The sequence below is a fragment of the Acidobacteriota bacterium genome (genome assembly GCA_035529075.1).
Taxonomy (GTDB): domain Bacteria; phylum Zixibacteria; class MSB-5A5; order GN15; family FEB-12; genus DATKXK01.
In genome coordinates this window covers 1-20,566 of sequence record DATKXK010000015.1, presented here as the reverse complement: position 1 = coordinate 20,566, position 20,566 = coordinate 1, and the positions used below count along the sequence as shown (strand labels likewise).

Below are 20,566 nucleotides of genomic sequence, written 5' to 3'. Positions count from 1 at the left end.
CAGCCGGACGACCCGATGCTTTCCTGCGATGATTCCCCGCCGTCAACTGGTAAGCCGGTTCAGGCGCTCCCGGGCGTCGCGGATCTCCTCCAGCTCTATTTCCGGATTGCCCCAATAGGTCAGCATCTCCCGGTAACACTCAACCGCTCGGCCAGTGTCCCCCAACTCTTCGCTGGCCAACCCGACCAGGTAGAGACTATAGGGGTAGGTCCATCCTGACGATGATTCATACTCTCCCGAGAGAAACGGCTCAAGAACCCGCCTGCCCTCTTCGTACCGGCCTGACTTAACAAGGAGGACGCCGAGCTCTCGTACATTGTCCGAGGCTTCCTGTGCCTGCTCCTCGATGAGAAGGCGCAGGGCGTCGATGACGGCCGGGGTATCCGCCCGCGCAAAACCCTCGAAGATTACGTCGACCTGTTCGGCCTGGGACCAGATATCCCTCGGCACCCGTGCCCGGAGGTCGTCAAGCGCCTTCCTGCTAATGGGTCGTGCCCTGGCGGCATTGGCCGTGTCCGCCACCACCAGGTCAATAGCATAAGAGAACTGGTTATAGGGTACGGCCCATTCAAAGGCCCGGGCGCTGTATCCGAGCGCGGAATCCGGCATGCCATAATGCCTGAAGGCATTGGCTATGTCGTTAAGCACACTGAACACAAGCATTGAATCCGCCGTAGCTATGCAATGGTCGAGGGCCGCGAGCCGATAGCTCATCGCCTGGCTGAACCTGCCACCCCAATCGGACAGGTTGGCCAGATGACCGTAGTACTCGGCCAGCAGATAGGGATCATCCGGATTCTGTTGCCTGAGCAATTCGACGTACCTTCGGCTGGTTGCAAAATCACGCCGGAGAATCGACAGCCGTCTTAACAGACGAACGGGCCGGGGATCAGACGGGAACCTGCTTAGCAGGCCCTCGCAGATAGCCGCCGCCTCTTCTTGTCGGCCCTGCCGACTGTACAACTCCACCAGGCGCAACTGCGGGAAGGGAGAGTCGGGAATAACGGCCAGGAGTCTCTGCGTGTACTCAATTGCCTTGCCATAGTCACCGTATTCCTCGTACATCTCGGCATATCGACCCAGAGCCGACCTGGAGGTCGGGTACGTCATGAGCACTGTGTCGAGGTGCGCGAAAGCCGTCACCGTGTCTCGCTGAAAAGCGTTCACCAGCACCGCGTACAGAGTGCGGACTTCGGCGTCCTGCGGGTAATCCCGAAGCATCGACTTCAGCTTGGCAAAGGCGTGGTCGTAGTTGATGTTCAGCCACATGTCGGCGTACACGTCCAACAGGCTGCGCTCGCTGAGCGGCAACTTCTGCTCGAACGATTTGGCAAGCCGCAAGTATCGGGCAGCTTCGGCCAGATGTCCCTGCGAAACGTGAACCTGCGCTATTCTCATGTATGGCAGGGCAAACGTCGAGTCGATAGCCAACGCCTCGTTGAACTTGGCGACAGCCTCATCAAAAAGGCCGGACCTGAAGAGCTCCATGCCCAGATGGTACTGCTTGAATGCGTCGGGCGACAACGCGAACGGGCGGGTCGTATCGGCCCGGGTGAGGTTAAGCTGGGCGGATATCTTGGCTGTCAGACTGTCCACCAAAACGAACGGATCCGGCCCAATGACCTTCTCCCCCAGGATTATCCTCCCGGTGCCGACATCCTCCAACCGGGCGTCGATTCGAATCAACTCGCCCAGTTTGAAGAACGAACCGGAAAGCAGCTCGTCGGCTCCCAGCGACCGGGCAGCCTGCACACAGTCCTCGAACGTGTACGAAGTCTGTTTATCGGCGGGAAAGCTCTCCAGGATGCGCTGCCGGCCGATAATCCGCAGGTTCGGGCTGCGCGAAAGATCCGTCAGGAGAATTTCGGGCAGCCCCGTTTCGAGCCAGTCGAGTTCGGCGTCACCCGTCTTGTTCTCAAACCCGAGAATGGCCAGGCTGCTCTGACCGGCGGCGGCCGTACCCGGCCCGGACTCTCTGAAGAACCAGACCAGCATGCTCAGCAACGCCACCGTCACGATCACAATCGGGGCCCACACGATTGCCCTCCCCCACCAGGGCCTTGTACCGGCGGACCTCTGACGCGCCAGCTCTCGATCGGTCACCACGGAGATGGCGCCGGTCACGCCGGAATCGTACTGCCGCCGAAGGTTTCTCAGGTCGACCACCAGATCACGAGTGTCCTGGTACCGATCATCCGGATCCTTGCTCAGGCACTTGTCAATGATCCGCTCCAGTTCCACCGGGAAGTCCTCGTTGGCGGCCCGGGGCGACTCATGACGCACCTCGAGAATCTTGGCCATCGTGGATACCTGTGTCCTGCCGGCAAACGGAGACTCACCGGTGCACATGCTGTACAGAAGGATACCGAACGAGAAGACGTCCGAACGGTGGTCAACGGGTTTACCCTGGACCTGCTCCGGTGACATGTACTTGACGGTGCCGAGAATCTTCCCCGCCTTTGTCAACTCCTGGGAGATAGTCTGCTCTTTTTCGCCCGCACCTTCCATTTGCAGAGGCTCGACCGGCTTGGCCAGACCGAAATCCAGTATCTTCGGTTTGCCGCCCTCGTCGACAAGGATGTTGTCCATCTTAATGTCGCGGTGGACGATGTTCATCTGGTGGGCGGCCGCCAGCCCGGCGGCGATCTTCTCCGCCAGCCGCACGACCTTGGGTAACTCCGGCTTGTTGACGTCCAGATACTCTCCCAGCGGTCGCCCTTTGACGTACTCCATGACGATGTAATTCACGTCCCGGCCGGTCGTTACATCACGAACGCTGCCGATATCGTAAATCGCCATGACGTTGGGATGGGATATCCGGGCGGCCGTCCTCGCTTCGCGATGGAAGCGTTCAAGCCGCTCGGCGTCCTCAAAGACACCCTCTGCCACAGTCTTGAGAGCTACCTGGCGGGCAAGCTTCTTGTCCTCGGCCAGGTAGACTTCCCCCATCCCGCCGGCACCGAGTTGCCGAACAATCTCAAAATGAGCGACAGTCTGACCCGGTTTGAGCATCATGTATCTCTCTTTAACAGCAACATCGTAATATCATCAGATTGCGGCGTGTTTTGGGCGAAATCCCGTATGTCCTCGATCAGCATACGGGCGATATCTTTCGGCGAACTCTCGGCCGCCTTGACCAGCACGGTGGTCATCCGTTCCTCGCCGTACTGCGTTTCACCGCGCTCGGCCTCAGTCACGCCGTCTGTGTACACGAGCAGCACGTCGCCGGGGGATACATCCACGACCGCCGGCTGCCAGTCATCGAAATCAAAGGCCCCTATCATGATACCACAAGCTTCCAGTTGCCGCCGGAGACCGTCTCGCCCCACAATCAGGGGCGGGTTATGGCCCGCGTTGATGTATGTCAGCCTGTTAGCGGCCGGGTCCAGAAGGCCCGCGAACATGGTGGCAAAGTCATCCGAGTCACTGTACACGTACAGTTGCCGGGAGACCCGCAGCATGGCCTGGTGCAAATCGAAATCCTCCTCGCCGTACAGAATCCTGAAGGACGCAAGGATATTCGACATCAGCAAGGCCGCCCCCATCCCCTTGCCGCTCACGTCACCGACAAGGAACAGAAACCGCCCGTCCGGCAGCGTGGCCATCTCGTACAGATCGCCCCCGACCATCCGGCACTGCTCCTGAAAAGCGTAAACCGAGTACCCCGGCAGCCGGGGACAACCCGACACCAGCAGACGCTGCTGGATCTGTGAGGCGCGCCGCAACTCCGCCTCGATCACCCGCTTTTCTTCCCGCTCCTGAAGCAGCGTGTGGCTAAGCAGGCGCGAGGCGATGATATTGCCGAACGTGGCCAGCAGCCGCAGGTAGTCGTCGTCGTATCGATGCATCGGATTGGTGGTGTCGGCGTAAAGGATACCCAGCACCTTGCCCTCGTCGAACAGCGGTGCGGCCATGGCCGACCTGACAGAGGAGGCGACGATTGACTGCTGCAGCGCGTAGCGGGGGTCAGTCTGGGGGTCGCTTATCACTACGGCGCTCTTCTCCGTAAGGATGTCGTTCACGATCGTCCTTGACAGCGTAAACGTGCCCGGGTCTTTCCCTCCGGGCAGCAGGGTAGCGGCGGCATATATCTCCCGGTCATCCTCGGACGTAAACAGCACGGCCAGCCGCTCGGCGGGAATGACTCTCGATACCAGTTCCAGCGATTTCTGAAGCATTACTTCTCGCGGCTCGTGCGGCAACAGCAAACGGGCCATCTCCGAGAGCGTGGGCAGGAGGCCCGGAAGGTCGGTCACCTTGGAGGGTAGAGGCTTGAGCGCCTCGTTGATCGACAGGTACACGGATTTTTTCGGGTCCAGGTCGGAGAGCACGGTTCCGGTAGGGTGTGAAGACCGCACCGTTTCCTCCTGATCGGAAGTAAGCCGGAGTTCGGCCCGGCCGAATACGATACTATCGCCGGCCTTGGCCGCCGTCCGCTCGGACAGCCGGACTCCGTTAACCAGCGTGCCGTTGTGACTGCCAAGATCCGTCACGAAACATTGCCGGCCGTCGGGCAAAACGTACAACTCGGCATGGGATCGTGACACCGTAGCGTGCGGAATGCTGAGGTCGCACTCGGATGTACGGCCGATCCTGTACCGGCCCGGGGACAGGTCCCAGGCATAGTACTTCTCACCATCAGTGCCGATCAGCTTCAACATACCTGTATATCAGTGGCTGCAAAGATTGCGGTTCGGGCCTACCGGTCAATATGCCATACAGGTCGGCGGCAGACAAGCAATTCCGCCTCGGCTGGCGGACAAACAAGCCGGCGGTGAGATGCCGAACGCCGCCTGCCCGACCGACCGGCCGGGTTTAGCGCTTGCCAACGGCGAGTCAGCATCCGTAATTGGTAGCCAGACGCCGCTTAACGTATGTGAATTGATCGCGGCCGGCGAACCGGGCACCCTGTAAACCGGCGGTAGAGCAACTCGAGGATCTGGTTGGAAGCATTTGACAACTTCTGGGTGACCGCCGTGGACTGGATGTGGGGGCCCTGGCTGGTCTACCTGCTGGTCGGATCGGGTGCCTTCTTCACCGTTGCCAGTAGATTTCTCCCCTTCACGGCTATACGCCACGCTATTGACATCCTTCGCGGCAAGTTCGACCGCCCCGACGATCCGGGCGAGATAAGTCATTTTCAGGCGCTGTCGTCGGCCCTGTCGGCGACGATCGGCATGGGTAATATCGCTGGCGTGGCTATCGCCATCTCACTCGGCGGTGCCGGCGCCATCTTCTGGATGTGGATAGCCGGACTGGTCGGTATGTCGACCAAGTTCTATACCTGCACCCTGGCCACGCTGTACCGAAAAAAAGACGAGCAGGGAATAGACCAGGGCGGGCCGATGTACTACCTCGAGGTGGGCCTGGGCCGGCACTTCAAACCACTGGCCATTATGTTCGCCGTCTGCGGCATGATCGGGTGCCTGTCCCTGTTCCAGGTCAACCAGTTGTCCATCCTGCTGCACAACGACTACGGCACCCACCGCCTCGTGGTCGGGCTTGTCTGTATGGTCCTCGTGGGGATAGTCATTCTCGGCGGGATCACCCGCGTGGGAAAAGTGACCTCCAGGGTCGTGCCGACGATGTTCATCCTGTACCTCGTCTCAACCCTGTTTATCATTGTCTCAAACTTCGCCGTGATTCCGGACGTTCTCCTGTCGATCTTCAGGAACGCCTTCGGCGGGGAGGCGGTGTTGGGCGGCGGAGCCGGCATCGCCTTTACCGAGGTGATGAGGACCGGGATCAAGCGGGCCGCCTTCTCCAACGAGGCCGGGGTCGGCACGGCCCCGATGGCGCACGGCGCAGCCAAGACGAAGGAACCGATCCGCGAAGGCCTCATCGCCATGCTGGGGCCTTTCCTGGACACCAACATCGTCTGCACACTGACCGCGCTGGTCATCCTCAGTTCCGGTGTCCTGAGCGGTCAGCTCCAGGGCGATTCGGAAGCGGTCCTCGTCACCCTGGCCGCCTTTACCTCCGCCATGGGGGAGATCGGCCGGTATACCCTGACGCTGATTATTGTCCTGTTTTCGGTTTCGACCATGATCTCCTACTCATACTACAGCCTGAAATGCGCCAAGTACCTGTTCGGCATCAGGCTGGGCGGCAAGTACGTGTACGTGTACTTGCTGAGTTTTCCGGCTGCCGCCTGGCTTGGCCAGGCTACCGTAGTGAACATCATCGATACCTGTTTTGCCCTTATGGCAATTCCCACCCTGCTCGGCGCCGTACTGCTGTCAGGGAGAGTAACGGCGCTGCTAAGAGATTACCTGGCAAGGACTAAGGCTCAGGACCCCCGCTTTCGGCAGCCGTCGGTCAACAGCCTGCAACGGCCGGACTGACGTCGAAACTGCGCCGACGGCGGGATCAGTTTGAGACTTGACAACGATTCCCCTATTTGACATACTATGGCGTTGAGAGGCAAGGCCTTAAGTTTCTCTGGACGGCTCCGACAAGAAATCCGGGTCGGGGTTCTGTAACCCCCATCATCTTTTAGCTAGCCACCGTGGTTAAATCGCCGAGCAGGGAAGAAACACGATGATAAGCGTCAAATACATCCGGTCCTTGGACCAGGTGGAGCAGTTGTCGCCTGAGGATCATCGGAAGCTGGCCCCGGTGGCCCAGAAATACAAGTTTCGCGCCAACGATTTCTACCTGAGGCTGATAAACTGGGAAGACCCGGATGATCCGATCAGGAAGATCGTGATCCCCACTACCGGTGAGCTGGAATCCTTCGGCGAGCTCGATGCTTCCGACGAGGAAACCAACTACGTTGCGCCCGGGTGCCAGCACAAGTATCCCCGTACCGTGCTCCTGCTCTGCAACGAGATTTGCGGCGCGTACTGCCGTTTCTGTTTTCGCAAACGCCTGTTCATGGACGAAAACGAGGAAGTCGTAAATGACGTCGCGGAAGGCATAGAGTACATTCGGAAGAACATGCAGGTAACCAACGTCCTGCTTACCGGCGGCGACCCGCTGCTGATGTCCACCCGCCGCCTGGAAAACATTCTCCGCCCGCTCCGCAAGATCGACCACGTGGGCATTATCCGCATCGGCTCCAAGATGCCGGCCATCAACCCGTATCGCATAATCAACGACGCGGATCTCCTGCCCATGCTCTCGCGATACAGCACCCGGCACAGGCGCATCTATATCATGGCGCACTTCAACGTCCCGCAGGAGTTAAGCGAGCCGGCCATCTTTGCCCTGGACCTGCTGCGGCGCGCCGGTGTCATCATGGTCAACCAGACGCCCATCGTCAAAGGCATCAACGACGACCCGCACGTGCTGGCGGATCTGATGCGCAGACTCTCGTTTGTCGGCGCGCCGCCGTACTACTTCTTCCAATGTCGCCCCACCGAGGGTAACAAGCCGTTCGCACTGACGCTCGTGGCGACCTACCTGGCCTTCGTCGAAGCCAAGAAGAAAGTAAGCGGCCTGGCCAAGCGGGCACGCCTGGTCATGTCCCACGCCTCGGGGAAGATTGAAATGGTGGGACTTACGGGCGATCGCATATACCTTCGCTACCACCGGGCCAAGAATGAGGCGGATGAGGAGCGCTTCATGATCTTTCATCGGGACGACGACGCTTACTGGCTGGACGAGCTCGTGCCGGCCGACCAGACACCTCACCCGGTACGACAGTACGGACACCGTCCGGCTCACGCCCTGGGCCCCGAATGATGCCAACCCCCTGCCCGGCAGCCAGAAACCGTCCGTCACCGCCCGCCGTCATTGGCAACACGACTACAGGCACACCCTGCAATATAAAGGACCCACAACTTGATTCAGCTTGCCTTCCACGGTGCCGCAGGCACCGTCACCGGATCTAAATACTGCCTGACGGTCAACGATCAGAGTATCCTTATAGACTGCGGCATGTTCCAGGGGGCGCGAGAACTCCGGCTGCGCAACTGGGCTCCCATGCAATTCGACCCCACCGCTGTCGGTGCCGTGATAGTGACTCACGCGCACATCGACCATATCGGGTACCTGCCACGGCTGGTCCGCGACGGATTCGGCGGACAGATCTATTCCACCGCGCCGACGGCCGACCTGTCGGCCATCTCGCTGCTTGACGCCGCCCATATCCAGGAGGAAGACGCCGCGTACCGGACGAAGAAGAAACTGTCCCGACACGGGGTCGCTCTGCCGCTGTTTACGACCGATGACGCTCAGAAGACGCTGGCCAGGTCCGCGCCCGTCCCGTTTCTGACCTGGACCCAGGTCAGTAACGGCATCAGGTTCCGGCTTCACGGCGTCGGCCACATCCTCGGCGCCGCCTGCGTGGAAGTGGAGGCTGACGACGGTGACAGGACGGTCACCATTTTGTTCTCGGGCGACGTCGGGCGGTACGGCAATCCCCTGACGGCCAACCCCGCCGAACCGCCGCAGTGTGACTACCTCGTGTGCGAATCGACCTATGGCGGCAGGATCCATGCCCCGGAAGACCCCTACGCCGCCTTCGAGCAAATGATCAACGATGCCGTTCAGAAAAAGGGAATTCTGCTGGTCCCCGCCTTTGCCGTCAGCAGGACCCAGCAGGTAACGTACCTGATTAACGAACTCATAGAGCAAAAGCGGGTTCCGCCGATAGACATTCATATTGACTCACCGATGGCGATCTCCGTCACCGACATTTACTGCAAGTACCACGCGTATCACTCCGTGGATTTGCACAGGCTTGGCGGCCCGGCATGCGCCATCAACGGCAGGAACGTGTTCCTGCACCGCAAGCGTAAGTCTTCTCAATTGCTGAACAGACTCAAGGGTCCGGCGATCATTATGTCCGCCAGCGGTATGCTGACCGGCGGGCGTATAATGCACCATCTCATCAACCGTCTGCCCGATCCCAACACCACCGTTGCACTCGTTGGGTTCATGGCCCAGGGTACCCTGGGAAGAAAGCTGACCGAAGGTGAGAGGACTATCTACATTCACAAACAGCCGGTGGAGGTCAAAGCCGCGGTAAGGCAACTGCACGGGCTGTCAGGCCATGCCGACTACCTCGAACTGTTACACTGGCTGGAACCGGTGACGGCAGCGCCGAAGACGGTGTTTGTCACGCACGGTGAAGAGTCACAGTCTCAGGCGATGGTGGAGCACCTGCGCTCGGAACGAGGCTGGGAGTGTGTAAGTCCGACCCTGGATCAGGTGATCGAGCTGTAGCGCGCGGTGCGTTCAGCGTCGGCCGGACGCTGGCAGCCCCGCCCCCGACCCGGTATTCTCGGCCGCTTGCGGCGTTTATCCTCTAACTGCCGTTCACGTGGCCGCCGGACGTGCCGGTTTTGACGTCACTTCCCTTACCGCTCGGACAAGCTCATCAGGGACGTACGGCTTGGCGACCACGGCGTCAAAGCCAAAAGCCCGGTGATTGGCCATCACCGGATCGTTGGAGTACCCGCTGCAGGCTATCGCCCTGACCTCAGGATCCGTTCGGCGAAGTTCGGCAATGGTCTGCTTGCCCCCCATGCCCCCGGGCACGGTGAGATCAAGGATGACCACGTCGAACGGCCGACCGCCGTTCCTGGCCCGCTTGTAAAGTTCCACCGCCCGGCTCCCGTCATCGGTGCAATCGACCGTGTAACCGTACTTGCCGAGCACCCGTCTGGTCAGTTCGCGCACCGAGCTTTCATCATCCATCACCAGCACGCGGCCGGCACCGGAGAATCCATCGCACTCACCCTCGTCTCCGGCGTCGTTGGACGTGACTTGCCCGCCCTCGCAAGCCGGGAGGAGGATCCGGAAGACGGATCCCGCCCCCGGTTCTGATTCCACTTCGATGTGCCCGCCGTGTTTATTGACAATGGAATAGCTGGAGGCCAGTCCGAGTCCGCTGCCGATCTGCTTGGTTGTGAAATACGGGTCGAAGATCCTTTGAAGGTGCTTTTGGGGGATGCCGACACCCTCATCCTTGACCGTCAGCCTGACATATCGCCCGGGTTCCAGGGGCAGATGGCTGCCCGACGGCACAGTGACGTTTTCGACACACACCGTGACTGTGCCGCCGTCGGGCATGGCCTGGTCGGCGTTCAGGACCAGATTGTGCAGAACCTGACTTATCTGGCCCGTGTCTATCTCCAGGGAGTACAGATCGTCTCCGATCGAGAATTCCGGCCTGACGTTTGACCCGCGCAGAGCGAAGTGCACGCAGTCCTTGACCACTCTGTCAATAGCTGCAACCTTCTTTACCGGCTCCCCGCCTCTGGCGAACGTCAGCAGTTGCTGAGTCAGGTCCCGTGCCCTCAGTGCCGCCTGCTCAGCTTCTTCCAGCCATTCGGAGGCCTCGGTATCTTTGTCCAGTTCCATTCTTACCAGAGAGATGTTTCCGAGAACTCCGGTAAGCAGATTGTTGAAATCGTGGGCGATACCTCCGGCCAGAACGCTGACTGACTCGAGTTTCTGCGCCTTGAGCAGTTCCTTTTCCCGACGCTTACGGTCGGTGATGTCGATAATCAGCCCCCTGACTCCGGCCGGTTTGCCGTCGCGAATAACCGGACTGGAATGGATGGTCACGGGGAAGGTGGTGCCGTCTTTCCGACGGGCGGTGTACTCGCGGGTCCCCAGACGTTCCCCGGCCAGCATACGGTAGAAGTTCCTTTTCGCCCGCTCGCGATCCGAGGGAGCGACCATATCAAGTACGTTCAGCCCGGCTTCATGCTCCTTGAGCGTGTAACCGAAGTAGGCGAACGCCTGCCGGTTGGCATACTTGATAACGCCGTCGCTGTCGGCTTCGTAAATGGCCTCCGGAGCCCGTTCAGCGATTTCACGAAACTTCTGTTCACTGTCCCGCAGCGCTTCTTCGGCGCGTCTGCGCTCCGTGATGTCAGTGATGAACCCCTCCAGGGCCGTCAACGCACCGTCGTCGGAGAAAACACCGCGCCCTCTCTCCCAGACCCACTTCTCGTCTCCGGCCTTCGTGAGAATGCGGTAGGCAAGCTGGAACGGCAGATGTTCCGCCAGGCCTTCCTGCACGCCGTTCCAGATGTCCTCCCGGTCGTCTTCATGAACCAGTTGGGCGTACGATGCGACCTTGTTGCCAACAAGTTCAGCCGGCTCGTACCCGGTCAGTTCCTTACATCCGTCGCTGACAAACTGCATAGTCCAGTCGCGGTCGTTGGCGCACCGGTACGCCATACCGGGGAGGTTGCTCATGAGCGTGCTGAGAGCACGCTGACTTTCGGTGAGCGCCGCCTCGGCACGTTTCCGTTCGGTAATGTCCATGTTGACGCCGAGAATGCCCCGGACCTGCCCCTGGTAACGAATGGGCGCAATGATATTGTAGCAATGTACCTTCTCGGCCCCAATCTCGTACTCTACTTCGCCCTCGACCGTCTCGCCCGCGTAGGCACGCTCGTTGTTGCGCGCCCAGAGGGCGTGCACGTCGTCGCTGACGGGAAGGTCTTCAGGGCGCTTTCCGACGGCGTCGCCCCAGTGCTTCCTGCACGTGGAATTCTGAAGTGTGTACCGACCGTCACCGTCCAGGGCAAAGAAATCAAACGGCAGGCTCTCGATGATCGAGAGAATATGCGCCTCCCTCTCCCTGAGCGCCTCCTCAGTCCTCTTGCGCTCCGTGACGTCCCTGACGACGGATTGCACGGCCGGTGTCCCGGCATAGGTCAGACAGGTGGACGCCACCTCTACGTCCACCGTGCGGCCGTCAAGGCTGATCAATTTTTGCCGTTGAAGCGGCACCGAGGCCCGGGTCTCTTGTATGTACGGAATGCGCCGCCTGACCAGGTCGCGAAAATCGGGGGGAATGAAGTCCAGTATGGGTGTTGAAATGAGATCTGCGGGGGAGTCGGCACCCAGCATCCGGGTACCCGCTTGGTTGATAAAGACAATGCGCTCGTCGCGGTGCACCACGATGGCATCCGGTGACAGCTCGGCCAGAAGCCTGAAGCGCTCCTCGCTTTCCCGCAGGTCCCGCTGCGCGGCAGCCTGCAAAAGCGCATATACGAACCAGGCAAACAGCACCGGCACGAGGACAGTGCCGAGTTCGGCAAAGGCTTCCAGCCGCGATGAGATTCCCCACCAGGCCAGGATGGTGCTCATTTGCAGAAAGAGTCCCAGGCCGACCAGGACCAGGGCCACCAGCTTCGCGTCGGTTCGCAGGGCCCTGCGCCAGCCTCGCAGGAACAGGACCAGGCCTGCCAGCAGAGCGCCAATCGCCACCACGTCGGCAATCCCGGCCAGCAGCGACATCAAACCGCCTCCCTGGCAAAGACCTTCCAGCACCAGAAAGCCGCCAGAACGGAACTACCAGCGTAGCAAATGTGTTCGAGGGCGTTAAGCGTCGCGTGCCAGACGAACTGCTCGGCAATGGTCAAAAACCAGCCGGCCAACAGGACAACAAAGCAGGAAATCAGGATCCGAAAGGCGGGCTGGCCTCTGAAGACAAAGCGATTCCTCAACACGAAGGCAAGGACACCCAAGCCGAGCAGGAGAGTGATTACCTCATGTTCGTTGACCACGCGAATTAATCCTCATCAGCCTTCGGAGCGGCACTATTGAACAGGTCGGCAGCTTACGGCTTGTGAAGATGCCGGTGCAGGTTGTTCAATCTACGTATCGGCTTTTCATAGCAAGGCATTGACCCACCTTATCGACATTGTTCACCATTATTCACCGTATCTTCCGTGGCCAGAAAGGGGTTACGCATAAGGAGCAGCGGAGCGCACGGACGTACGACCGCAAGTCTATGCTGGTCATACCCTTACGGACAGACTGTCAGCGCTTCTGCACGGTCGGGAGGGCCGGTATTGGAGAGTCCCGCAAGCGCCTGATCGTCCCGCGAGTCCAGCCCCCCCTCGGGAGCACCACCAAGTTGACAAGCCCTGTGGACGAAGCATATCTTGACCGTGGTGCTCGCTGTTTCGCCTGAACGGGCGCTGTTCGCGCCAGACTCAACATAGCCTGCGAGCATCCGATAGAGAGTACACGGTCGTAGAGTCAGAAGTCGGCCCATGAAGATGAACCTGTCCGCCCGAAAGCGTCTTGTCGTGGTACTGTGGCTGGTGGCCATCCATTCGATCCTGGTTGGCTTGAGCCTGATTTTCATTCCCGCGGCAGCCATGCCGTTCTTCGGGTTTCAGGTTTACAGCGAAGGATTCTTTCCGGTTCAGGGAGGCGTTTTCCACCTCGTCCTGGCAGTTGCCTACGGGCTGGGGGCGTCCGATCCTGGCCGGTTTCGCGGCCTGGTCGTGCTGTCCATTGTGGCCAAGTTCATGGCCACGATCTTCCTCTTTGCCTACTACCTCTTCGTAGACCGGGTCTGGATGGTGCTGGGATCAGGCATCGGCGACTGCATGATGGGGTCGCTGATTCTATGGGCCTGTCTGGCCTACTACAGAGGCGAGCAGTCCTCCTGAGATATTGACAACCTGCCACGCTCAGGTCTCTTGCGTCAAAGCGAAACGGGAACGGCGGTGTCCCGCAGCAACGAGCCGGGCCCGCCGGAACACAACAGATCGGTGACCAGCCATGACGGGCAGACTGCCTTCAATAGTCATCACCGGCGCGTCCGGATTCGTCGGTCGTCACCTGCTCGATGACCTGAAGAGTGAATACCGCATTTTTGCCATTGCCCGACGTTCCCAGCACGAGTGCAATGCGCCGGTGCACGCCAACATCGCCTGGATCCGCGCCGACATCGCCGACTTTGCAGGCATAGCCAGGGCCTTTCGTGAAATCGCCACGGCCGGGGGAGCCGACTACCTGATCCACCTGGCCGCATATTATGATTTCACCGGCAAAAAGCGACCGGAATACCGGCGGACAAACGTTGAAGGCACAAGGTACATTCTCGACCTGGCGGCCAGCTTGAATCTCAAGCTCTTTGTGTTCGCCAGTTCCGTGGCCGCCTGCTCTTTCCCGAAAAAAGACGAGGTTGTTAACGAGGCCTCGCCTCCCGACGGCAAGCTTTTGTACCCGTGGAGCAAACGGCAGGGCGAGGCCATGGTGCGGGAGTTCGGTAGAACGACCCCCTCCTGCATCGTGCGGCTGGGCGCCGTCTTCAGCGACTGGTGTGAATATCCGCCGCTGTATGCGTTCCTGACGACCTGGCTCGGCGGTTCCTGGCGGGCCGGAATCCTGGCCGGCCACGGCGAGTCGGCCATCCCCTACATTCACGTCCGCGACGTCGTCGCGTTCTTCCGCAACCTCCTGGCGCGTCACGCTCACCTGGGGCCGGCCGAGGTCCTGATTGTCAGCACTCCCGGCTCAACCACCCATCGGGAGCTTTTCTCGCTGGCTCTCCGGTACTTCTACGGCAGGATACGGAAGCCGATGCTGATGCCGGCGTTCCTGTGCGGCATCGGCATCCGGCTCAGGCTGCTCTGGGGGTACATAACGAAGAACGAGCCGTTTGAACGACCCTGGATGCAGCGCTATATCGATCGGCAACTCAACATCGAGAACAGCCGGACCAGTTCCCTGCTTCAGTGGGCGGCCGACCCGCGACATCTTATTGAGCGCCGGTTCCCGTTTCTCATGGAACGGCTCAAGAGCGAACCGCTTGAATGGCGTCTTCGCAACCTTGCGGCCATGCGGCGAGAGACGGACCACCCCAACCTTCGGATCTACACCGCGCTGACGAGTCTGGAGGACGATATCATCCAGGCGGTGATCGAGCAAATTACAGGTCCGGCCGACGCGACTCGGTATCCCGCCATCCGGAGCCTGGACAGGACGGAGCTGACCTGGTTTCTCAAACTGATTTACCGGCTGCTTCTGACGTCCGTGCACACCGGCAACAAGATGTTACTCCTGGACTATTTCGAAATCTCGGGCCTGAGGCGCATCGAGGCCGGCTATCCGGCGGAAGAAACCGCCCGGATGCTGGCCGAACTGAACAGGACAACCATCGAGCGTCTGCGGCGAGTTGAGGATCTGAGGCCGTTTGTCAACCAGATCTATGATTTCGTCAGCATGCCGCTGGAATTCGGCATCGATGAAATAGAACAGCAACACCAGCTTCGCCTGCACGAACTCCGGGGGGAGCGCGGGCCTTCCGAGGCTCCCGCGGCCATCGAACCGGCCAGGTCAGCCCGGGAACAACTGGAAGAGACGATCTGGAGCTGCCTGGTGAAACGCAAGTGAGTCGGGAACGGCGCCATCCGTTACGCAAAGAGCATGACATGAGATTGAGTCATCGCACAACTCTCCTTCTGGGCTACACGCTGGTGGTGGCCCTCATGGGCGGATTCACCATCTACGCCGGACTCTCTTTCATCTCGGAAACGGTCGTGAAAGAGGCCAAGCTCAAAGTGCAGATGGACCTCAACTCCGCCTGGGCCGCCTATGCCGAGGAAAGCGCGCTGTTGCAGACGGCGCTCTACGATGCATCACAACGGGACGGCCCCAGAAGAGTTCTCACGGGTCAGGCACCGGCAGTAAGTGTCGCCTCCGAACTGGCCTCGCTTATGCAGGAACACGGGCTGGACTACCTGTCGCTGGTCGACAGTAACGGAGTGCTGGTATCCGGACCTCCGAGTCAGGCCTCCGGCAACGCCCTGATCCGTCGAGATGAGTTCATCGATCGCGCCCTGCGCGGTGAGGCCAATCACGGGACAGTCCTTCTCACCAGGGAGGACCTGGCCCTGGAGAGCGGGCGGCTGGTCGAGAGAGCCTACATCCCGCTTGTCCGGACCGAGCGCGCCCGGCCCACCGACCGGATCTTCGAAGAGCGCGGCATGGCTCTGCAGGCGGCCGTCCCCATAGTGGGGCCCGGTTCGGTGGTCGTCGGCGCCATGTACGGAGGAATCCTGCTCAATCGCAAGTTCGACCTGGTCGACAGGATTCGCGACGCCGTGTTCGGCGATGAACTCTACAAGGGCAAACCGCTCGGGACCGTCACCATCTTCCTGTGGGACGTCCGTATCGCCACCAACGTGGTGCGCCAGGGGGCTACCCGCGCCATAGGCACGAGAGTCTCCGATGAGGTCTACGCCAAGGTGCTCGAGAAGGGCGAACGGTTCGGCGACCGGGCCTTCGTGGTCGACGTCTGGTACCTCTCGGCCTATGACCCCATACGGGACCCCGGGGGAAATACGGTCGGGATTCTGTACGTCGGCCTGTTGGAACAGAAGTACCTCGACTACAAGTGGAACCTAGCCGTGAAGTTCCTCGGCATCAGCGTGCTGGCCCTGCTGCTGGTCACCGGACTCGCGTTCTACTTCTCAGCCAATCTTCACCGGCCCATCCTGAGACTCGTCGAGGCCACACGCAAGCTCTCGGCGGGAAAGCTGGACACTCGCGTGGAAGGTAAGGGGGGGAGCCTGGAGATGGTCGAGCTGGCTGATTCGCTCAATTCCATGGCCCGGTCATTGGAGGTGCACAACAAGGAGTTGCAGGAAACCTCCGTCGCTCTGAAAAAGGCGTACCTCGAGGCCGACGAGCGAAACCGTGCATACCTGGAAATGCTCGGATTCGTTACCCACGAACTCAAGTCACCCCTGGCCTCAATAGTCTTTGCGCTCGAATCCGTCAGAGGTCGAATCCTCGGACCGCTGACCGAAGAGCAGGAGTCGGTGCTCAAGGCGGCGTCCAACAGCGCCGACTACCTCAGTGGCACCATCGCCAACTACCTCAACCTGAGCCGTATCGAGGAAGGTGAGTTCAGGCTGCAACCGGGGACTGTCCCGGTGCGCGCCGAGATCATAGACCCCGTGATTCAGCGCCTTGCGGAGATGGCGGCCGACAACAACATGCACCTCTCGTGCAGCGTTCCCCCGGAATTGCAGGCCACCTGTGACCGCGGCCTGATGACATCGGTATTTCAGAACCTCCTGTCGAATGCCATCAAGTACGGTAAGAAAGGGGGACATATCTCGATTGAGACGGGCCGGGACGCCGGCGACGGGTTCCTGAAGTTCAGCATCCTGAACGAAGGACCCGGTTTCAGTCCGGACGAAGCTGAGGCCATGTTCACCAAGTTTTCCCGATTCGGGACCGCGCAGAAAGATACCAGACCGGGCACGGGGCTGGGCCTGTTTGTGACCAGGCAGATAATCGAAAAACACGGCGGCCGGGTATGGGCTGAATCCGAACCCGGCAACTGGGCCAGGTTCGTATTCACAATCCCCGCCTGACCGTACACGGACAGCGCTCCTGCGGCAGATCGACAAGAACGGACGGGCGACAGTACGGCCGGTTATTCCTGACCTTCGTGGCCGGCGGAGTCCGGCTCCAGCAGCTCCTGTACTTTGGCCAGCAGGACATCCGGCTTTACCGGCTTTTCAATGAAAGCGTCAATCGGGAGCAGGGCCGTGCCTACTCTATTGGAGAAATCCACGTTGGCTCGTGACGTCACGCTGGTCAGCATAAGGATGGGCACTTCGGCAAAGGCGCTGTAAGCCGAGCCGGGTTCGCCGGCCCGCAATTCAGTGACAATGCGAAACCCGGCCACGAAGTCTTCCATGATGACGTCGAGAATGATCAAATCAGGACCCACCTGTTTGATTTTCTCGAGCCCCTCGGAGGCCGAATACGCCTCCGCGAATTCAAACCCCTTGGCTTCGAACACTTTCCGGAAGACGCCTACCAGGTTGACGTCATCGTCGATCATCAGGATTTTTTTGCCTGTGAGCATCAATCACACCGGTCGGCACCGCCGACGGTGAAGATTACGAGTTGCATCGGTTCTTGGCAACAGTTTTGTCCCCCCCCCCCCCCCGCAGCGATCGCGGAGACCCCTTCGCGGAAATGGGTTTGCGCGGCTGTTCAGGCGGCAAGCTCCCGGCGTAAGACATGCCGGGCCGTTACTGACAGCCTTGGAACTTATCTGCAATCCAAATCGGCAGCTGAATTGATCACCGGCATCCAGGCTCTGAGTGCCTAGGCTGGACAGTCTTGGAAACGCTAAGTCTATTGTTTACAGTTAGATATGTAAAAGCGGCCCAAATATCACTCTCCCCAAACTTCTGTGAGCTTCAGCTTTATAATTCGGTTACACTATGCCGCGATGGGTGGAAGTCGATGGAAGATGTTTTAATAGTGAAGGTCGGCACTGTAAAATAACATTATTTCCCGGAGCATTAAGAATTGGCCGCCAAATCTGACCTGCCAGCGGGGCAAAGTCACGTCACTGTTCGAAGCGTTCTCTCCGCCTGGCTGGCAGCCTTAAGGATCAAGCCCTCTTACTACGAACCGACTGCATATTCACCTCTTAATATGCGTGTTTATTAGCTGCCCTGAAGTATAGATGCATCAATCCAGTAGAAGCTGAAGTGCCCGTCCCTAGCGCCGTTTACGAGCAGGTATTTACCATCAGTGGAAATTCCTTGGAGACTGATAATTTCATCACCCAAGAGATTGCTGATATTGGAGGCCTCTGCCCACGTACCGTCAGCTCTTCGTCTGCTCATCATAATTCCCCCCAGGGGCCTGTGAGATGAGAAAATCAGATAGCTGCCGTCTGGTGCCACATAAGGTTTTGCTTCGACCGACGGCGAATTGATGGCGTCGCTCAATTTCTCCGGAGCCCCGTACGCGTTGTTTTCTAGACTCATGCTGTAGATATCTGCTACGAATGTCCCATTTTCCACATAATCAACATGGAAGAAAACTGACCCGTCGCTCGAAACAGTTGCCCCTCCAACATCCCAGGTTTTGTCCCGGCCAGGGATCTCAAGAATTCGGGGTTCACTCCAACCGTCTTCAGTCCTGTCTACAAACCACGTGCTTTGCACATCGCGGGCCGGCTCACCCGGGCGTAAAGGACGATTCGAGGAAAAAAACAGTTTCATTCCATCCGGTGTTATATATGGATCCTCATCGCCGACGCCATCCACGGACGAATTGAAGGAGGCTATCTTTGGCCGAGACCATATACCATCCACCTCCCTGGTATACCATATCTTCTGGAAATTGGGGCAATTCCGAACCCAATAAATCTCGTGGTTATTCTTTGATATGGTGACTCCCCCATGGGGCCTGTATACGAAAGTGATTATCCCACTGAGGAACTGTTCCGGAGTTTTGCCGGGAGGTTGCATTCCCAGGTAAGGTCCGGAGAAGCTCGGAAACGGAGGATCTATATTCGTGGCTCCACCAGAGAAAAGTAATTCTACAATAGTGTCATGCCCCGCGGCTTTGGCGAAAGCCAACGGCGTGCTACCATCCATAGCCTTCACTTCAAGATCAGCGTGATGCTGTATCATCAGGTCCGTAAACTCTTCCGATCCGGAGACTGCAGCAAAGTGCAGAGGGCTGAGTCCTCTGGCGTTTCTCGAGTTCAGATCAACGCCCTTGTCTATCAGTAGATTGCCAATTGCAGTTTGATTGCACAATGCAGCCTGGCTCAACAGGCTCGTTCCATCAGGTCTTGTAACGTTCACATCTGCGCCTGCGCTCAGGAGCATGTTAACTAATGTGACATTACTTCGCTCGGTGGCTAACCAGAGTGGTGTCCGCTTTCTGGAATCTACAATAGTGATATCTGCGCCATTTGCAATCAGGCTCATAACTACTTCCTCATGACCTCGATTGATTGCATAGTGTAGTGGCGTGATGCCATCGTTGCTAACTATGTCAACAGAAGTGCCAAGAGATATAAGTAGTTCCACGACCTCAGTCCGACCATTGTAAGAAGCCCAATGCAGAGGTGTTTCGCCATCAGAATCCTTGGCATCAATTGCAGCACCGCCGGCGATTAGTTGATTGACTATTGCCATTTTGCCTCCGCTTGCCGCGTGATGCAGCGGTGAGCAATGCCGGTCATCAAACTGCCTGACCAGATCGGCATCTTGTCTCAGCAACTGCGCGACACTGGTCGAGTCACCCTCCTTAACGGCTTCGAAGATCGTCTTAGTGAATGCCGACTGAGTCAACAAAAGCAGTAGCGCCAGTACAACAGATGTTCTCATATTCCAGGCCTTTCCACCAATATAGTGCAATAATCTCTACCTTATTGGCTACTTATACGTGAGCTTGTAGATAGAAGTTACAGACGCCAAACATTGCCCCCAGACAAGGTTAGAAAGGATAGACACGCGTGGGCGTTGCATTCGCTTCGGTTGGAGTTTTGAGAGCGTGGACACCAATAATCACATACTACAAGAAAACCCCGGCGATCACCGCGGTCAAGATTTATGGCGGGGTCTACGAGACGAGTTCCGCAACTGGATATTCGAGAACGCAGCATAGTCAAAGCGGCCCCGACCCCACTCTCGCCAAACTATAGTGAAATTCGGGTTTCAAGTGAAGATATGTTATTCAACAAGACGCGGCAGTCATTGGAGGCAAATCATTTACGTACAATGAAGTCGCTGGAAGGCAATAAACACAAGCGTAACATAATTATCTATCTGACGTATTAGTATTAGTAGATAAGAAACGGAAGAGAGGTTATTAAACAATGAAATCTAAGGCAATTTGTGTTGTGCTTCTGATATCCGCCACATTGGCTCCGTGTATTAACGCGCAGCAGGATGATTTCCCGGTCTTGACAGGTCCTTACCTTGGGCAGAAACCTCCGGGCTTGAAACCGCAGGTTTTTGCTCAAGGGCTTCTCGATCCGAACCTTCACGGCTGTCCTGTATTTACGCCTGATGGGATGGAAGCA

13 protein-coding genes are annotated in these 20,566 nt (G+C 58.6%); 7 read left to right on the top strand and 6 right to left on the bottom strand.

Features of this window, described 5'->3' with window-relative positions; translation table 11 throughout:
* Positions 1-42: 42 nt before the first annotated feature.
* Together VMY05_09830 and VMY05_09825 are read right to left on the bottom strand one after the other, a co-directional pair.
* Positions 43-3,015: a protein kinase gene (locus VMY05_09830; GenBank protein HUV31374.1), complete on the bottom strand. Its 2,973-nt coding sequence runs from the start codon at positions 3,013-3,015 to the stop codon at positions 43-45.
* Positions 3,012-4,661 (bottom strand): SpoIIE family protein phosphatase, encoded by a 1,650-nt coding sequence (locus tag VMY05_09825; protein HUV31373.1) that lies wholly within the window; start codon positions 4,659-4,661, stop codon positions 3,012-3,014. The genes VMY05_09830 and VMY05_09825 overlap by 4 nt, the downstream gene beginning before the upstream one ends.
* 282 nt (positions 4,662-4,943) lie before the next feature.
* Here VMY05_09825 and VMY05_09820 point away from each other — a divergent pair, with 282 nt between their 5' ends.
* The 3 genes from VMY05_09820 to VMY05_09810 all read left to right on the top strand — a co-directional run bounded on the left by VMY05_09820 (position 4,944) and on the right by VMY05_09810 (position 9,171).
* Positions 4,944-6,344: a sodium:alanine symporter family protein gene (locus VMY05_09820; GenBank protein ID HUV31372.1), complete on the top strand. Its 1,401-nt coding sequence runs from the start codon at positions 4,944-4,946 to the stop codon at positions 6,342-6,344.
* A 199-nt stretch (positions 6,345-6,543) separates the two neighbouring features.
* The gene (locus tag VMY05_09815) at positions 6,544-7,686 is read left to right on the top strand and encodes a radical SAM protein (protein HUV31371.1); all 1,143 of its coding nucleotides are present in this window, start codon (positions 6,544-6,546) and stop codon (positions 7,684-7,686) included.
* A 99-nt stretch (positions 7,687-7,785) separates the two neighbouring features.
* Entirely contained in the window at positions 7,786-9,171 is a 1,386-nt protein-coding gene (locus tag VMY05_09810; protein ID HUV31370.1) for an MBL fold metallo-hydrolase, read from the top strand.
* A gap of 93 nt (positions 9,172-9,264) precedes the next feature.
* Here the strand turns inward: VMY05_09810 and VMY05_09805 are convergent, their stop codons facing one another.
* Positions 9,265-12,207: a PAS domain S-box protein gene (locus VMY05_09805; GenBank protein HUV31369.1), complete on the bottom strand. Its 2,943-nt coding sequence runs from the start codon at positions 12,205-12,207 to the stop codon at positions 9,265-9,267.
* Positions 12,207-12,476 carry a hypothetical protein gene (locus tag VMY05_09800; protein ID HUV31368.1) on the bottom strand — a complete coding sequence of 90 codons (270 nt, stop codon included), beginning with the start codon at positions 12,474-12,476 and terminating at the stop codon, positions 12,207-12,209. Before VMY05_09800 ends, VMY05_09805 begins: the two co-directional genes overlap by 1 nt.
* A gap of 492 nt (positions 12,477-12,968) precedes the next feature.
* On the opposite strand from VMY05_09800, the gene VMY05_09795 reads away from it, so the two are divergent.
* The 3 genes from VMY05_09795 to VMY05_09785 all read left to right on the top strand — a co-directional run bounded on the left by VMY05_09795 (position 12,969) and on the right by VMY05_09785 (position 17,093).
* Entirely contained in the window at positions 12,969-13,373 is a 405-nt protein-coding gene (locus VMY05_09795) for a hypothetical protein (GenBank protein ID HUV31367.1), read from the top strand.
* Positions 13,374-13,485: 112 nt separating this feature from the next.
* Positions 13,486-15,102: an NAD(P)-dependent oxidoreductase gene (locus tag VMY05_09790; GenBank protein HUV31366.1), complete on the top strand. Its 1,617-nt coding sequence runs from the start codon at positions 13,486-13,488 to the stop codon at positions 15,100-15,102.
* A gap of 38 nt (positions 15,103-15,140) precedes the next feature.
* Entirely contained in the window at positions 15,141-17,093 is a 1,953-nt protein-coding gene (locus VMY05_09785; protein ID HUV31365.1) for a cache domain-containing protein, read from the top strand.
* A 62-nt stretch (positions 17,094-17,155) separates the two neighbouring features.
* Here VMY05_09785 and VMY05_09780 read toward each other — a convergent pair whose 3' ends face one another.
* Together VMY05_09780 and VMY05_09775 are read right to left on the bottom strand one after the other, a co-directional pair.
* Entirely contained in the window at positions 17,156-17,593 is a 438-nt protein-coding gene (locus VMY05_09780) for a response regulator (protein ID HUV31364.1), read from the bottom strand.
* Positions 17,594-18,185: 592 nt separating this feature from the next.
* Positions 18,186-19,868 (bottom strand): ankyrin repeat domain-containing protein, encoded by a 1,683-nt coding sequence (locus tag VMY05_09775; GenBank protein HUV31363.1) that lies wholly within the window; start codon positions 19,866-19,868, stop codon positions 18,186-18,188.
* Between the two features lie 491 nt (positions 19,869-20,359).
* On the opposite strand from VMY05_09775, the gene VMY05_09770 reads away from it, so the two are divergent.
* On the top strand, positions 20,360-20,566 hold a 207-nt coding region (locus VMY05_09770), incomplete at its 3' end, for a hypothetical protein (GenBank protein HUV31362.1).

Bases quoted from the DNA above. Each gene is read 5' to 3' on its own strand.
- VMY05_09825 (HUV31373.1), bottom strand. From the start codon at position 4,661: ATGTTGAAGCTGATCGGCACTGATGGTGAGAAGTACTATGCCTGGGAC.
- VMY05_09805 (HUV31369.1), bottom strand. From the start codon at position 12,207: ATGTCGCTGCTGGCCGGGATTGCCGACGTGGTGGCGATTGGCGCTCTG.
- VMY05_09790 (HUV31366.1), top strand. From the start codon at position 13,486: ATGACGGGCAGACTGCCTTCAATAGTCATCACCGGCGCGTCCGGATTC.
- VMY05_09775 (HUV31363.1), bottom strand. From the start codon at position 19,868: ATGAGAACATCTGTTGTACTGGCGCTACTGCTTTTGTTGACTCAGTCG.
- VMY05_09785 (HUV31365.1), top strand. From the start codon at position 15,141: ATGAGATTGAGTCATCGCACAACTCTCCTTCTGGGCTACACGCTGGTG.
- VMY05_09795 (HUV31367.1), top strand. From the start codon at position 12,969: ATGAAGATGAACCTGTCCGCCCGAAAGCGTCTTGTCGTGGTACTGTGG.
- VMY05_09780 (HUV31364.1), bottom strand. From the start codon at position 17,593: ATGCTCACAGGCAAAAAAATCCTGATGATCGACGATGACGTCAACCTG.
- VMY05_09830 (HUV31374.1), bottom strand. From the start codon at position 3,015: ATGATGCTCAAACCGGGTCAGACTGTCGCTCATTTTGAGATTGTTCGG.